The sequence below is a fragment of the Pedobacter arcticus A12 genome, assembly GCF_000302595.1.
Lineage (GTDB): Bacteria > Bacteroidota > Bacteroidia > Sphingobacteriales > Sphingobacteriaceae > Pseudopedobacter > Pseudopedobacter arcticus.
Genome location: NZ_JH947127.1, coordinates 588,182 through 603,499, shown reverse-complemented (window position 1 = coordinate 603,499; position 15,318 = coordinate 588,182). Strand labels below are relative to the sequence as shown.

The 15,318-nt window shown below is 37.6% G+C and carries 10 protein-coding genes and 1 pseudogene; 2 read left to right on the top strand and 9 right to left on the bottom strand.

The window, feature by feature from the left end:
- Window positions 1-126 precede the first annotated feature (126 nt).
- A pseudogene (locus B176_RS21595) lies at window positions 127-1,201 on the bottom strand (IS3 family transposase).
- 98 nt (window positions 1,202-1,299) lie between these two features.
- Between B176_RS21595 and B176_RS0114250 the strand changes: the two are divergent.
- The gene (locus B176_RS0114250) at window positions 1,300-2,265 is read left to right on the top strand and encodes a cation diffusion facilitator family transporter (protein WP_017259503.1); all 966 of its coding nucleotides are present in this window, start codon (window positions 1,300-1,302) and stop codon (window positions 2,263-2,265) included.
- Between the two features lie 144 nt (window positions 2,266-2,409).
- Here B176_RS0114250 and B176_RS0114245 read toward each other — a convergent pair whose 3' ends face one another.
- From B176_RS0114245 to B176_RS0114210, 8 genes are all read right to left on the bottom strand, one after another.
- Window positions 2,410-3,204, bottom strand: a complete 795-nt coding sequence (locus B176_RS0114245; RefSeq protein WP_017259502.1) for an SDR family oxidoreductase — start codon at window positions 3,202-3,204, stop codon at window positions 2,410-2,412.
- Window positions 3,188-4,333, bottom strand: a complete 1,146-nt coding sequence (gene hemW, locus B176_RS0114240; RefSeq protein WP_017259501.1) for a radical SAM family heme chaperone HemW — start codon at window positions 4,331-4,333, stop codon at window positions 3,188-3,190. The genes B176_RS0114245 and hemW overlap by 17 nt, the downstream gene beginning before the upstream one ends.
- Before the next feature lie 114 nt (window positions 4,334-4,447).
- Window positions 4,448-5,902: a cardiolipin synthase gene (gene cls, locus B176_RS0114235; RefSeq protein ID WP_017259500.1), complete on the bottom strand. Its 1,455-nt coding sequence runs from the start codon at window positions 5,900-5,902 to the stop codon at window positions 4,448-4,450.
- A gap of 38 nt (window positions 5,903-5,940) precedes the next feature.
- A complete protein-coding gene (locus B176_RS0114230; RefSeq protein ID WP_026063357.1) occupies window positions 5,941-7,341 on the bottom strand; it encodes an efflux transporter outer membrane subunit in 1,401 nt (466 codons plus the stop codon).
- A gap of 1 nt (window position 7,342) precedes the next feature.
- Window positions 7,343-10,498 carry an efflux RND transporter permease subunit gene (locus tag B176_RS0114225; RefSeq protein WP_017259498.1) on the bottom strand — a complete coding sequence of 1,052 codons (3,156 nt, stop codon included), beginning with the start codon at window positions 10,496-10,498 and terminating at the stop codon, window positions 7,343-7,345.
- A gap of 21 nt (window positions 10,499-10,519) precedes the next feature.
- Entirely contained in the window at window positions 10,520-11,644 is a 1,125-nt protein-coding gene (locus B176_RS0114220; protein ID WP_017259497.1) for an efflux RND transporter periplasmic adaptor subunit, read from the bottom strand.
- A gap of 259 nt (window positions 11,645-11,903) precedes the next feature.
- Complete coding sequence (locus B176_RS0114215; protein ID WP_017259496.1) at window positions 11,904-12,680, bottom strand: glucose 1-dehydrogenase; 777 nt, start codon at window positions 12,678-12,680, stop codon at window positions 11,904-11,906.
- A gap of 23 nt (window positions 12,681-12,703) precedes the next feature.
- Window positions 12,704-13,240: a ferritin gene (locus B176_RS0114210; protein WP_017259495.1), complete on the bottom strand. Its 537-nt coding sequence runs from the start codon at window positions 13,238-13,240 to the stop codon at window positions 12,704-12,706.
- A 459-nt stretch (window positions 13,241-13,699) separates the two neighbouring features.
- Between B176_RS0114210 and B176_RS0114205 the strand changes: the two genes are divergently transcribed.
- A complete protein-coding gene (locus tag B176_RS0114205; protein ID WP_193372309.1) occupies window positions 13,700-15,316 on the top strand; it encodes a ShlB/FhaC/HecB family hemolysin secretion/activation protein in 1,617 nt (538 codons plus the stop codon).
- Window positions 15,317-15,318: the final 2 nt, after the last annotated feature.

Here is a 15,318-nt window from a genome sequence, read left to right as displayed (position 1 = left end):
AATAAAATTAAAAATTATCGCAATAACTACCTTTTGGATTTGGCCAATTCTGGGATATTACCTGAAAGATTCTATCAACCTGTAAGCTTCCCCGTTTTTCAGACCACTCAAAAGTAGAATTTCCAATCAACATTCCTGCAACAAATCCGCAGGTGATCTAAAGTTGAGTGCCTGATGTGGGCGGTGATAATTATAGTCTGTCATCCATTCTTCTGTTTTTTCTCTTACCTCACTTAGTGAGTTAAAAATGTAAGCATTCAACAATTCTCTGCGGATGCTCCCATTACATCTTTCGATATAAGCATTCTGTGTAGGCTCTCCGGGTTGAATAAAAAGCAGTTCTACGCCATGTTCCTTTGCCCATTCATCCAGTTTATGCGAGATAAACTCGGGTCCGTTGTCCATCCTTATTTTCAGAGGCAGTCCTCTACACTCTCTGAGCATATCAAGTGTTCTGGTTACTCTTGACGCTGGAAGAGAGGTGTCAGCCTCCATGGCAAGCATCTCACGGTTATAATCGTCAACAACATTCAATAACCTGAACTTCCTTCCGTCCCAAAGGCTGTCGCTCATAAAATCTATAGACCATACCTGATTGATTCCATCGGGTACCGTTAAGGGTTTTTTCACTCTTGCAGGTAGTCTTTTCTTAGCTCTACGACGAATATTGAGTTTCATTGCTGTATATATCCTGTAAACTTTCTTATGGTTCCATTTAAATCCCCTTCGCCGTAATCGATGGTAACATTGCCAAAATCCGATGGAAACATGCTTCTGGGTAAGCAGAATAAGCTCGTGGATTATCTCTCTCCGTCATCCTTTCTCTTTAACTCGTAGAAACAGCTACTTCTATTCAGTCCAACACATTTACACGCCTGACGATGGCTCACTTTCTTTACCATCTCTTCCACCAACATCTCTTTATCGGCAGGCGTTAAAGCTTTTTTTCTACCGCCTCCTTAAACACTTCGTGTACCAGACTGAGGTTGGCGTACATATTTTTCAGTCTTGCATTCTCTTCTTCCAGCGCCTTCAATCTGGAAAGCTCTTTCACCTCCATTCCTCCGTAACGCTGTCGCCACTTGTAAAACGATGCGGTGCTGATACCAAGTTCCCGACAGAGATCATGTGCATTTCTGCCACTCTCATGTTCTTTGATTGCCTTGACAATCTGTGTCTCCGTAAATTTGATCCTTTTCATATCCCAATTAAATTTAAAGTTATTAAAATAGCCTCGCTAAGCTCGGGCTAGAATTCTACTTTTAATTGGTCTGAATTTCGGGAAGCTTACACAGGTTTATGACGTCAAACTCCAAAATTTCCATCTATGCGGCTTTAGCAGCAAACATTGGTATTGCTATCATCAAATTTTTCGCAGCAGCATTTACCGGAAGTTCCTCAATGCTTTCGGAAGGTATCCATAGCACTGTTGATTCTGGGAATCAGATTTTACTGTTGGTGGGCATCAAAAGAAGTCAGAAGCCTGCCGATGAAAACCATCCATTTGGACACGGACAGGAGCTTTACTTTTGGTCGCTGATTGTTGCGGTTTTGATTTTTGGATTAGGCGGAGGAATGTCTGTTTATGAAGGGATTCTTCATATCAATAACCCCGAAACGTTAAGTAGTCCGTTTTGGAATTATGTTGTTTTAGCAATTGCAATAGTATTTGAAGGTGCATCTTTTTTAATCGCAATTAAGGGTTTTTTAAAAACGGAAGGTAAAGGAGATTTCTTCCGAAAGCTGAGAGAAAGTAAAGATCCATCACTTTTTGTGGTTATATATGAAGATGGAGCAGCTTTAGCCGGACTTGTATTGGCTGGAGCAGGCGTGTTTCTTAGTCACTATTTTAATGACGCAAGAATTGATGGTTTTGCATCCATTCTGATTGGTGTTTTATTAGCTTTTGTTGCTGTGAAGCTGGTGATAGAAAGTCGGAATTTGTTGATAGGGGAGAGTGCTAATAAAACTCAGGTTGAACTGATAAAGCAACTCGTTAATGCAGATGACGACGTCGAGACGCTTCGCCCGCCTTTAACCATGCAGTTAGGTCCGGATGAAGTTTTATTGGCTTTGGATATCCAATTTAAAAAGCATCTACACGGAACAGAAGTGGCAGAAGTGATTAAACGTTTAGAAAATAAAATCAAGACAGAAATCCCGATGATTAAACAGATTTTTATTGAAGCGAATTTTTTTAAGAAAGCCTCACCCCAGCCCTTTCCGAAGGAGAGGGAGCGATCTTCTAACGGTAATGTTGAGTAAATTTGATTTGCGAAGTTGAAATCACCTCTGCAAATTCGGTTCATAAATCTATTAATCAAGCCTGATGAACCAATAAAAAAAAACTTTACAAAGCCTAACAACCTAACCATCTAACAAAACCAACCACCTAACAAACTAAACCACCTAAACCACCTTCCGTTTCCTAATCATTTTAGAAAAATACTTAGGAAAAAACCGTTTAATCAACACGCCATAGGTTTCTTTGCCACCAATTAAAACTTCCTCTTTATTTTGATCAATAGCTTCTAAAATCTTTTGGGCACAGTCCATGACGCTCATTCCGTTTTCTTGGTTCTCGTCCATTTGGTTGTACTTTTCTCCAGTTGCGGTTACCGAGTTTATTGTGACATTGGTTTTAATAAAACCAGGACAAATGATATTTACGGAAATTCCTTTATCATAAACCTCGCAACGTAAACTATCAAAATAGCCCTGCAAAGCATGTTTAGAAGCGGAGTAAGTACTACGAAATGCAGTGCCAAATTTACCCACTACCGAGCTTAAAACTACCAGATTGCCTGTTTCTCGCTCCAACATTTTGGGTAAAATCAATTTGGTTAAATTTACTGTTCCCCAATAATTGATGTTCATGATTTTCTGCTCCACTTCGGGTGTGGTTTCTAAAACCGTTCCCCGCTGGCTAATTCCGCCTGCGTTGATTAAAATATCAATTGTGCCATAGATTTTCCATGCATTCTCTGCTTTGCTAGCAAGGGTTTCTGTTTGCTCTAAATCCAAAGGTAAAACATGAACGTCCAAAGGGTTTTTCTTGCACTTTTGCTTTACTTCGTATAATGCTCCCGACCTGCGGGAAGAAATAATCAGCTTAGCGCCCTCATTGTTTAATAAATATACCAAAGCCTCTCCGATACCAGATGAAGCGCCGGTAATCCATACAATTTTATTTTTGAAATTCATGTTCTGTTATAAATAATTCAGACGCGATTAAATCTGCATATAATTTTCCTTCTCGGGTTAAAACAAGTTTGTTTTCAACTGAATTCAGCCAGTTTTTATCTAAGTATTCCTCGGCCAAAGCCAATAAACTGCTCATTTGTTCCGATCCGTAATCGTTTTCAATTTTAGCTAAATCTACACCCCATTGCGTACGCAAACTGGTCATTAAATATTCGTTATAGCGGTTCTCCAAAGTCAAGGTCTCCACTTCAAAAGGAATCTCGTTTTTCTCTAAAGCACCTAAATATTTTGAATTATTAGCAACGTTCCACTGTCTGCTTTTTCCATTAAAAGAATGTGCTGATGGACCAATACCTAAATAATGCACTCCTCGCCAGTAATTGGTGTTATGTTTAGAATATTGCTCGGGTTTGGCGAAATTTGAAATCTCGTAGTGCTCAAATCCGTTAGTAGTAAGCTCGTCCATTAAATATTGGAACTGATGAGCACTTTGAGCATCATCCATAGCCTTTTGCTTGCCTTTATTAATAAAGCTTGCCAAGGCAGTTTTCGGTTCAACCGTCATGCTGTAACTTGAGATATGCGGAATTCCAAAGTTTATGGCATTTTGGATATTGGTTTTCCATTTTTCATCCGTTAGTAGGGGGTAACCGTAAATTAAATCAATCGTAATGTTTTCTAATCCAAAATCTTGTGCTCTTTTAATCGCAGATTCAGCTTCTTTTGCCACATGTGCCCTGTTCATCCATCGTAAATCCTCATCAAAAAAAGATTGTACACCAATGCTTAATCTGTTTACTGCGGTATTTCTTACATCTTTCAGTTTTTCTACGCCTAAATCATCTGGGTTTGCTTCTAAAGTGATTTCTGGATTGGCAACTACTTCATAATTAGATTGAATGCTTTCAACCAAATTAGATATTTCATCTGCAGACAATAGGGAAGGAGTGCCTCCACCAAAGTAAATAGTTTCTATTTTATGATTCTCGAGATAGGGCTTTTGGAGTTTGATTTCCTTATGGATACTTTCCAGCATCTCCTCTTTATATTTTAAAGAAGTGCTAAAATGGAAATCGCAGTAATGACAAGCTTGTTTGCAAAAAGGAATGTGAATGTAAATACCTGCCATGTTGCGAATTTACGGAAATTGGAAGGGATTATCTAAATAAGATTTATGGTTAGTCAATCTTCAGGCGATCGTAATGGTCATGTGTGCTATCTAATGATAAGTAAATGAAAATCATTACAAAAATGGAGATAACAACCTCACAAACTTCTCCCAAAGTTGTACGTATTTTGGTCTTTTCAGCCATTCATCGGCTTTAATTTCTACAGCTTCCAATAAATCATTATCAAAAGCTTCTCGCATTTGCCCGTTTATTTTCTCTCTGTAAAGCACAGCATTGACCTCGAAATTTAAATCAAAACTGCGGTAATCCATATTTGCAGAACCTACGATAGCCAGTCCATCATCAACAGTCATGGTTTTGGCATGTATAAAGCCTTTTTGGTATTTGAAAATTCTTACGCCTTGTTGCAGTAATTCGGTATAATAGGAGTGAGCAGCCGCATTTGCCATTTTAGAATCAGAAATACCTGGTACTAATATTTTAACCGAAACACCACTTGTAGCAGCAATAATTAAAGCATCCATTAAGCTTTCGCCAGGAATAAAATACGGACTGGTGATGCAGATGCTGTTTTTAGCTGTACCGATTGCTTCCATCAGCGAATAAAATATCACAGGTAATTTAGAGTCGGGGCCGGAAGATGCAATTTGAACGATTTCTCCCTCAATAATTTGATCAGTTGGGTTTTGTGGAAAATAGTCAGCTCCGAAATTAAGTTTTTCTTTACTGCAAAAATTCCAATCGCACATAAACAGGTATTGCAAATAAAACGAAGCGTTACCTTTCAGCATTAAGTGACTGTCTCTCCAAAATAGTTTATTTTTGGGTTCTAAGTCGTTCCGGTATTTGTCGCTAATATTTATGCCTCCAACAAATGAAGTATCACCATCAATTACAATAATTTTACGGTGATTTCTATAATTCAGTTGGCTAGCAAAAGAATACCATCTAATTTTATAGAAAGGTGCAGTTTTTACACCCGCATCGGCCATTATTTTTAGTAACGCTTTATCGATACGGTGACTTCCAAAATCATCATATAAAAAACGAACCTCTAAGCCTTGTTTAGCCTTTTCGATTAATAGTTCAATAATTGAATTACCTGTAATATCATTTTCGTAGATATAATACTCTAAATGAATATGATATTTTGCCTGCGCTAGTGCTTGTAAAACTATTGGGAATTTTTGTTCCCCATTGATCAAAAGTTTAACGGTATTGTTGGCAGTTAAGGGACTATCGTTGCTGTTACCAATAAATTGCGCCAGATTGCGGTATTTATTATCAAAAAAATTAGAGTTTAGTACGCTATTGGTATAGTTACCGACGCCTTGTTGAATTTGATGGCGTATATTTTCGTCGGCAATAATTTTTTTACTGTACATTTTTCGCTTTCGGTAGTTTACACCGAAAGAAAAATAGAATAGGATGCCAACGATTGGAAAAAATACGATAAATAAAACGTAAGCCAACGTTTTAGAACCGCTACGGGTATCGTATAAAACCCGAAGCAGTACAAAAAGCATGAAAACAAAATAAATCAGCTGTAATACGGCGATCCAATCCATTTTTGAATTTACGAAATTAGTGGACTCAATAAAATCGATTATTTCCAGCCGCCGCCTAAAGCTTCGTACAAATCTACTACAGCTTGTAACTTACTGTTTTTTGCATTTACGATATCTAAACTTGAGCTTAGGGCATTTTCTCTAGCTGTTAAAACTTCTAAATAATTTGCTAAGCCATTGTTAAGTAGTTCTTCCGAATATTGCGTAGCTAAATTATAAGCGTTGTATTCTTTCTGCTTAATCTCAATCTTCTCGCTTGCAATTTCATAGGCATACATCGCATCAGAAACTTCTTTACTCGCTACTAACAATGTTTGTGTAAAGTTAAGCCTTGCCTGCTCCTGCGAAATTAGAGATACCTCATATTGCGTTCTGATTTTTCTTTTGTTGAATATGGGTTGCGTTAAACCTGCTACTGCACTCGCAAAAAGAGAATTTGCGTTAAAAAGCTGGTCGAGCTGTAAATTTTGTAAACCTCCGTTTGCAGAAATAACCAGTGAAGGATAAAAATTGCTTTTAGCTACGTTAGTTAATTGAAACGCATTTCTCAAATTATATTCTGCCGCAATCACATCAGGGCGATTACTCAATAATTGAGAGGGTACTCCAGTGGTTAATACAACATCTATTACCTGATTTTTTAAAGCGCTTCGAACAAATGTTTTTGGATTTTCGCCCAATAAAATTGCGAAAGAGTTTTCTAAAATCCGACTTTGCTTTTTAAGGTCTAAAAGAATTGCTTTTGCGGTGTAAAGTTGTGCATCTGTTTGTTGTACGCCAACTTCTGTAACTTCACCAGCCTCTTTTAAAGCTTTTGTAGTTTCTAAACCGTTTTCACGAGTGCTAATGGTGTTTTTAGTAACCTCCATTTGCTCATCTAAAGCTAACAGATTAAAATAAGTAGACGCGATATTAGCAATTAACCTTGTTTTTACAGCTTTATGCGCAGCTACAGTTTGCAGATAAGAAGCTTGGGTTGCCAAATCATTACTTCTTATTTTGCCCCAAATATCAGCCTCCCAAGATAATCCTCCGCTCAGTTCAAATTGATTGATTGAACCATTATAAACCGAACCCAGTTGACTGTTTTTTGCAGGTTTTTGATAGCTATATTGTGCATTTGCAGATAAACTTGGTAAATATCCCGCCTTGCCTTGCTTCATATAGGCTTCTGCAGCCAAAATCTGCTGTATCGCAATTCGTATATCGATATTGTTTTGAAGACCTTGATCAATGTATTTTTCTAATACGGGATCGGTGAAAAGTGTACGCCAAGAAACATTGGCGATGCTTGACGTATCGTTAGATATTTTGTCTGTTCTGTAATTATCCGCAACGTTAACATCCGGACGTTTATAATCTTTTGCCACAAAACAAGATTGCAAAGTTAATATGCCGAAAGCAAGAAATACTATTTTTATAAAGCTCAATTTTTTCATCTTAAAGGTTTTCGTTTGTTGGTTGTGGAGATGCATTATCGAAAACTGGTTTTTTAACTTTTTCTTGCAACCATTGGAATAACATAAACAATATTGGAATAACAAAAACTCCCAATAAAGTACCGATTAGTAAACCGCCCACTGCGCCAGTTCCAATAGCTCTGTTACCTTCGGCACCTACGCCACTGGCGAATACCAAAGGCATTAAACCAAAGATAAATGCAAATGAAGTCATCAAAATTGGACGTAATCTCGCTTTTGCTCCATCCAAAGCTGCGTCATAAATAGATTCTCCGTGTTTACGCCTTTGAATGGCAAACTCCACAATCAAAATGGCGTTCTTGGCTAGTAAGCCAATCAGCATAATCAGTGCTATTTGGAAATAGATATTATTTTCTAAGCCCATTAATTTTGTAGTGATATATGCACCAAAAATTCCTAATGGTAAAGAGAACAGTACTGAAAATGGCAGTAAAAAGCTTTCATATTGTGCACTTAAAATAAAATACACAAAAACAATTACCAATATTAAAATAGTAGTGGTTTGTCCGCCCGCGTTTTGCTCTTCTCTGGTTAAACCCGAGTAGGCAACGCTGAAATTGTTAGGTAAGGTTTTACTGACTTCATTAACAGCAACAATGGCGTCTCCGGTACTGTAACCAGGTGTGACCGCACCAGAAATCTTTGTTGAATTAAATAAGTTAAAGCGTGTAACAGATTGTGGTCCAAAAACCCGTTCAAGACTGATGAACTGAGTAATGGGCGCCATTTCACCACTTTTTGTTTTCACGTACATGCTTCCTAAATCCTGTTCAACAGAACGATCTTCTGGTAGCGCCTGCATGTAAACTCGATATTGTTTACCAAAGCGAGAGAAATCTGCTGCATATACGCCACCGATATATCCTTGTAAAGTGTTAAAAATGCTTGTAATCGTAACTCCATTCTCTTTCGCCAACTCCATATTGATATCCAGTTTGTATTGTGGATATTTGGTGCTAAACGATGACTGAGCATATTGGAATTCTGGTCTTTGGCTCAGATTTTTGATAAATTCCTGATTTACCTGATCCAAATCCTTAAAATTACCTCCCGATTTATCTAATAAGTTCAGTTCTACGCCAGCAGAATTACCGAATCCGGGAATACTAGGTGGTGCAAAGAAAATGATATTTGCTTCTGGAATGGTGGACGCTATCCCAAAAAGTTTTCCAGTGATGGCTTTAACAGATTGATCGTCTGATTTTCTTTCACTCCAATTTTTTAGTTTAATAAACCCTAGGCCGAAATTACTTCCTGCGCCACTAATTAAGCTTATTCCGTTAATAGTAGTAACTCCAGCAATACCGGGAACATCTTTAAGTTTTTCGTAAAGCTGTCGGTTCACTTCTGCAGTACGGTCAATGGAAGATCCTGGAGGGAGTTCAGTATTCACGAAAAGCAAACCTCTATCCTCATCTGGTACAAAACCACTTTTAGTAGTACTATCCGCATATAAAATTCCGGCGACAGCCGCCAAAATAATAAAACCGGTAATCCATTTGTGTTTATGTAAAAAGCCTAAAGACCTACCATAACGCTGAGTTGTAGCGTCAAACCCCCGGTTGAATGCATCAAAAAAACGTTGTGCAAAGCTTTTCTTTTCATGCTCATGGTCTTTGTTATGAGGTTTTAGGAAAATTGCACACAAAGCAGGGCTCAGGGTAAGCGCATTAACCGCAGATATTAAAATGGCTACGATCAAGGTAACGCCGAACTGTTCATAAAAAACCCCAGTTGGTCCTGTAATAAAAGTAACCGGAACAAATACTGCTGCCATTACTAAAGTAATAGATACAATTGCGCCTGATATTTCGCTCATCGCTTCTATTGTAGCTTTTTGCACATCTTTTGCTCCTTCATCTATTTTCGCATGGACGGCCTCAACCACCACAATAGCATCATCCACCACAATACCGATGGCCAAAACCAATGCGAAAAGCGTTAATAGGTTGATGGAGTACCCAAATAAGTTGAGGAAGAAAAACGTACCTATAATAGATACAGGAACTGCGATAGCAGGAATCAACGTTGACCTAAAATCTTGAAGGAAAATAAATACCACGATAAAAACTAAAATAAAAGCTTCAATAAGCGTAGTAACCACCTTTTTTACAGATGCATCTAAAAACTCGTTGGTGTCATAAGGAATAGTAACCTTAATTCCTGGTGGAAGGCCTTTTTTTACTGATTCAAGCTCGGTTTTAATATCATTGATGATTTGTTGTGCATCTGATCCTTTGGTTTGGTAAACCGCCATTGCAATACTTGGATTGCCGTCTGTTTTGGCGCTACTGGAGTAAGATTGCGCATCTAACTCAATCTTGGCAACATCTTTCAACCTTAAAAACGCTCCGTTGCCAAGTGCTTTTAAAATAACATTTTCATATTGCTGTTGGGTACGGTAGCGCCCGTCGTAGGTGATTACATAAGAAAAAGCTTCACCATTATTTTCGCCGATGGTTCCAGCAGCAGCTTCCTGGCTTTGCTCATTAAGGGCGGCCGATACGTCTGATGGAGCAATGCCGTACGAAGCCATTTTATCTGGCTGTAGCCAAACACGCATTGCGTAATCTTTACTTCCAAATACGTTAACATCACCTACTCCATTTACTCGTTGGAAAGCAGGAACAACGTTAATCTTTAAATAATTCTGTAAGAAAACGTCGTTATATTCTTTTGACTCGCTATAAAAACTCAAGAACATTAAAGCACTTGTTTGTTGTTTTTGGGTAACTACACCGGTTTGTTTTACTGCTTGGGGCAGGAGCGGGGTAGCTCTTGCAACGCGGTTTTGTACGTTTACAGCAGCAATATCTGGATCAACATTTTGGTCAAAAAACACAGTGATAGACGCCGTACCGTTATTGGTTGCGCTAGAGGTAATGTAAGTCATACCCTCCACACCGTTAATCTGCTCCTCAATAGGTACTATTACACTTTCTAAAATTGTAGCCGCCGAAGCGCCTGGGTAAGTTGCAGAAACCTGGATAGTTGGTGGTGCTATGTCGGGATACTGGGTTACCGAAAGCGAGCTTAAACCCAGTATACCTAATATTAATATAATTATGGAAATAACAGCCGATAGTACCGGCCGTGTAATAAATGTTTTAAGCATTGTGTCCTTTTTTAGGGATTATTATTTAAACTCGGTGATGATGGGTTGCGCAATGCTATCAAAATTAATGAGCTGCGGTTTGATCTTTAACCCTTCGCGAACTTTGTTAACTCCTTTGGCTACAATTTTTTCTCCGTTTTTAATCCCCGAACCCACAACATAAACGTTACCCGTATTGGCTTTGATTTCGATAGACTGTGCAAGGGCTGTAGTATCTTTAGAAAGCTTGTAAACAAATGTTTTTTCTTGTTGCTCAAAAGTTGATTCTTGCGGAATAACAACTGCATCTTTATAAACCGTTGGTACTTTTATAGTTCCACTGTTCCCGTTATTCAGCATGCCGTTTTTATTACTAAATAAAGCTCTAAAAGAAACTGTTCCCGTATTCGGGTTAATTTGAGCGTTGATGGTTTCAATGGTGCCTTTTTCAGGATATTCTGCTCCGTTTGCTAAAACAAGTGTAACTTTTGGGAAGTTTTTAATCTTTTGTGTTTTGGATTCGCCTGCGGTCTGCTGCAAAAAATCTAAATATTCCTTTTCGTTCATGGAAAAATAGGCGTAAACGTTGCTGATCTCCGAAACGGTAGTTAAAGGTATTTGATCTGATGGACTTACTAAAGAGCCTTTTCTAAGTTTTATAGAGCCAACGAATCCGTTTACAGGACTTTTAATAGTGCCATAACCGATATTTGCTGCAATGCTATTATAGCTACTTTTTGCTTGTTGTAGTTTTGCGTTTGCGGTAGCCAACTGTAATGAGCTGATGATGTTTTTTGCAACCAAAGGTTTTAACTTATCAACTTCTACCTGTGCGGCATTTACATTTGCTTTTGCGGCGTCGGCATCTTGTGTTAACGATTGTGTTTCTATCCTGAAAAGTACCTGCCCCTTACTTACCTGCTGTCCCTCGTCAACCAAAACATCTGTAATGTAGCCACCAACTTTAGCTCTTACTTCACTATTGATCATCCCTTCAATGTTTGTTGGGTAAGTGGTATAAGCTGTTACGGTTTTAGTTGGAACTTCAATAACAGGTAAAGAAAGTGCTTGCTGTGCAGCATTACTTTGCCCGCTAGGTTTGTTGTTACATGCCATTATCAACAATACAGCGATTGCTGGCAAACTAAGTTTGAGGATTGATTTCATAAATTATTTCTAAATAAAATGCTTCAATATTTCTTTTGCGATGACTTTCAATCTTAATAAGAAATGCTAAGAAGTTTGCAAAATTACGTTAACTATTAAAAAACAATGTCACATTAAAGTATATTACACTAACACTTATATTTTACAAAAGTTTCCTAGTAGCGGTTTTTTTGTAGAACGTACCATACAATTGCCAAAATATTTCAAAAAAAAAGACCACCCAAAACGGATAGTCTGGATATATAAAATAGGTGTAGACTTAATCTAAAGTCTGTTCACCTCCGCCATTTACAAATAGCGTTTGCCCACTTACCCACTCAGAAACGGGCGAAGCAAAATATAAAATTGCGCCTGCGATATCCTCTGCTGTACCTAAACGTTTTATAGGGGTATGGGATAACATTTTTGCTTCAATCTCCGGCGTTAATACAGTTTCTAATGCAGCTGTTCTTGTAGCGCCAGGTCCAACAGCATTAATTCTAACTTCCGGACCAAAATCATGTGCTAAGTTTGCTGCCATATGGTTTACCGAAGCTTTGGAGGCAGCATAGCCACTCATGTTCTTGCTTTTGTTAATGCTTGCCATAGAGGTGGTAATTACAATAGAGCCGTACCCAGATTTTTTCATGTGCGGAACGCATAATTGACACAAACGCCAAGCGCTAAATACATTTAAATCGAAGTCGCGTTTAAAATCTTCCACAGAAATTTTGAAAGGGTTTTCTCTGCCACCACCACCACCTCCGGCGTTGTTAATTAAAATTTCAATCCCACCCAATTCTTTTAAAGTGGTTTCTACTAAATTAACCAAATCTTCGTCTTTTAAAACGTTACAGGAAACGGCAATGGCCTTTACGCCTAATGCACTTATTTCAGATGCAGTTTTTTCAGCATCTTCCAATTTAAAATCTGCAATTACAATATTTGCTCCAGCTTTTGCTAGCATAATTGCAGTAGCTTTCCCTATACCATTTGCACCACCGGTAACAATCGCGTTTTTTCCGCTCAAATTAAATAGTTCCGAAAATTCTGACATCTTAAATTTTATAAAATTGTAAATTATATGGTTTCTTCTCTGGGGGTAGTAGCCTCTTGTGGCGCTGTTGCTAAATCTTTGTCTAAATCATAAAGATTGTGGTTGTCTTTTATTTGGTTAGATGCTAAGTTATATTTATCAATTACACCGTTAATTAGCGTTTCTTCTTCAATCTGTTCTTTTACAAACCACTGCCCGAAATTAAATGTTGCCCAATCACTTTCTTCATGAGCTAGTTTTACAATTTTATCAATTTCCTTTGAGTTTTGTATTTCGTGATCTAAAATATTATTTAGGCATTCGCCGATGTCTTTCGGGTGCACTGGTGCCGCTTTTATGGCTTCTACTTTAACTTCCCCGCCACGGTCTAAAATGTATTTCAATATTTTGAACATGTGTTCTCTTTCTTCCTGCATGTGTCCATATAAAAACGTGGCTATGCCTTGGAAACTATGAGATTCTGCCCAAGCACCGTAAGAGAGGTAAACTTGTGCTTGATAAGCCTCGCGAGTCATTTGTTTGTTCAACATTTCCTCCATTTGGTCTGATATCCTTTTCATTTTATAGTGATTTTAATGGGAATAATTTTTTTCATTAAAAACTATACAAATGGGATGCCTAAACAATAAAATAAGTATAGAATCATCATTTATTAACACGGATATGAGATAAATAATTTATTTAGAACAGTGGTGTTCCCACAATTTTAAACCATAGCTACGCTGAAATTTCGAGTTAAAGCTATTTGAATTTTGCTGATTTGAGATCCAGGATTCTAGTATTTGTTGTTTTTAACGCCAAACCATCACTTGTTTTTTTGTAGCAATAGGGAAAGCCGATAAGCTTTTTTTTGCCTCGGAAATTGAAATGTATTGTCTGTTATTTTAACTTATAAAGCTAATTTTGTAATTATACCGTTTATTAGCTCAATGCGCCAACTTGGTTTTGTTTTCTTGTTTCTGTTCTCAGCCCAAATCGGCTTAAGCCAAACCAAGCCTGTTATCTTAGAAACTGAAGGTTTGTCCAAGTCGAAGGCACATAAAAGTCAACAATTCACAGATTCCTTAAGCGCTTACCGCGGATTGCAGCAACAAATTAGGGAACAACAGTTTGCGGGTTACTTTGATGTGGATTTAGCAAGTGAGCGCTTTGCCAATGATACACTTTTTGCTACGCTAGATTTAGGTACACGTTATAAAGGAATCAATTTGCAAAATGGAAACGTTGCACCAGCGTTAATCATCGATTTAGGGTTAAAGCCACAGTTTCAGAAAAACACTCCGATTGCTTTAAATGCCCTTGAAAAAACATATACCATCATTCTTAATTATTATCAAAACAACGGTCATCCTTTTGCACAGGTTTGGTTAGATAGTTTGGCTAAAACCAACGAAGGCTTACAAGCAAAAATTTTTATAAATGAAGGTAAAAAGATAACGTTAGATACACTACGGCTGGTAGGTTCTGCAAAGTTGAGCCAAGCCTACTTATCTTCTTATTTGGCGTTAAAAAACGGAGATTATAACGAAGAAAGAATTCAAAGTATAGATAAGAGACTACGTGATTTATCTTTTATTACTTTGCCTAAGCCTCCAGAAGTGGTTTTTAGTGGAAACAGCGCCAAAATAAATTTATTTGTTGATAAACAGAATGCAAACCAGTTTGATGGTGTTATCGGTTTTTTGCCCAACGCCCAAACAGGTAAATTACAGTTGACCGGCGATTTTAAACTGAACTTAAAAAATGCCTTAAAAAACGGTGAAACCTTAGATTTTAATTACCGTGGCTTGCCTTCGCAATCTCAAGAATTGAATTTGGCATTTGTTTATCCTTATCTTTTTAAAAGCCAGCTAGGCCTTAGCGCAGGTTTTCAGCTTTTTAAACGAGATACCAGTTTTTTGAATCTAAATACCAAATTAGCTTTTGATTATAATTTCAGCCTCAGCAAAAAGATTAGTTTTTTTCTGGAGAATTTCAACGGTAATCAGGTTGCTGATAACCCAACAGCCAACATACCAAACAATGCGAATATCAATTCTGTTTTTTACGGCATAGCGCTGGCCTATATAAATCTAGATAATAAGATTACGCCTTTAAAAGGCGCCGACCTAAATTTACAGCTCTCCGCCGGGCAAAGAAAAGTTACCCCATCACAAAACTTTAATCCGCAAGATTTTTTTGAGAAAACAAAAAGTCAGCAATTTAAAGTACAGGCAGATTTGAAATATTACTTTAAGTTGGGCACCAAGGCGGTGCTTTTTGCGCACAACAAATCGGCAATATTAACCGGTAAAAACATTTTCGAGAATGAAGCTTTCAGAATAGGAGGTTTTAAAACCTTGCGAGGTTTTGATGAACAATCTATCAATGTAAATAGCTTTAGTATACAAACTACCGAGTTTAGGTATTTTGTAGAGAAAAACTCGTACTTAAATGTTTTTTATGACCAAGCTTATACCTATCAAAACTTTATCAATCAAAAATCAACGGATTATCCGTTGGGGATTGGTGCAGGAATTACCTTTCAAACTAAAATTGGCATTACATCTTTGAGTTATGCAATTGGTAAACAGAAGAATATTCCATTAGATTTGCAGAAGGGAAAAATCCACATTGGTATTTTGAGCTATTTTTAGAT

Bases quoted from the DNA above. Each gene is read 5' to 3' on its own strand.
- B176_RS0114230 (WP_026063357.1), bottom strand. From the start codon at position 7,341: ATGAAAAAATTGAGCTTTATAAAAATAGTATTTCTTGCTTTCGGCATA.
- B176_RS0114250 (WP_017259503.1), top strand. From the start codon at position 1,300: ATGACGTCAAACTCCAAAATTTCCATCTATGCGGCTTTAGCAGCAAAC.
- B176_RS0114225 (WP_017259498.1), bottom strand. From the start codon at position 10,498: ATGCTTAAAACATTTATTACACGGCCGGTACTATCGGCTGTTATTTCC.
- B176_RS0114210 (WP_017259495.1), bottom strand. From the start codon at position 13,240: ATGAAAAGGATATCAGACCAAATGGAGGAAATGTTGAACAAACAAATG.
- cls (WP_017259500.1), bottom strand. From the start codon at position 5,902: ATGGATTGGATCGCCGTATTACAGCTGATTTATTTTGTTTTCATGCTT.
- B176_RS0114245 (WP_017259502.1), bottom strand. From the start codon at position 3,204: ATGAATTTCAAAAATAAAATTGTATGGATTACCGGCGCTTCATCTGGT.
- B176_RS0114220 (WP_017259497.1), bottom strand. From the start codon at position 11,644: ATGAAATCAATCCTCAAACTTAGTTTGCCAGCAATCGCTGTATTGTTG.
- hemW (WP_017259501.1), bottom strand. From the start codon at position 4,333: ATGGCAGGTATTTACATTCACATTCCTTTTTGCAAACAAGCTTGTCAT.
- B176_RS0114215 (WP_017259496.1), bottom strand. From the start codon at position 12,680: ATGTCAGAATTTTCGGAACTATTTAATTTGAGCGGAAAAAACGCGATT.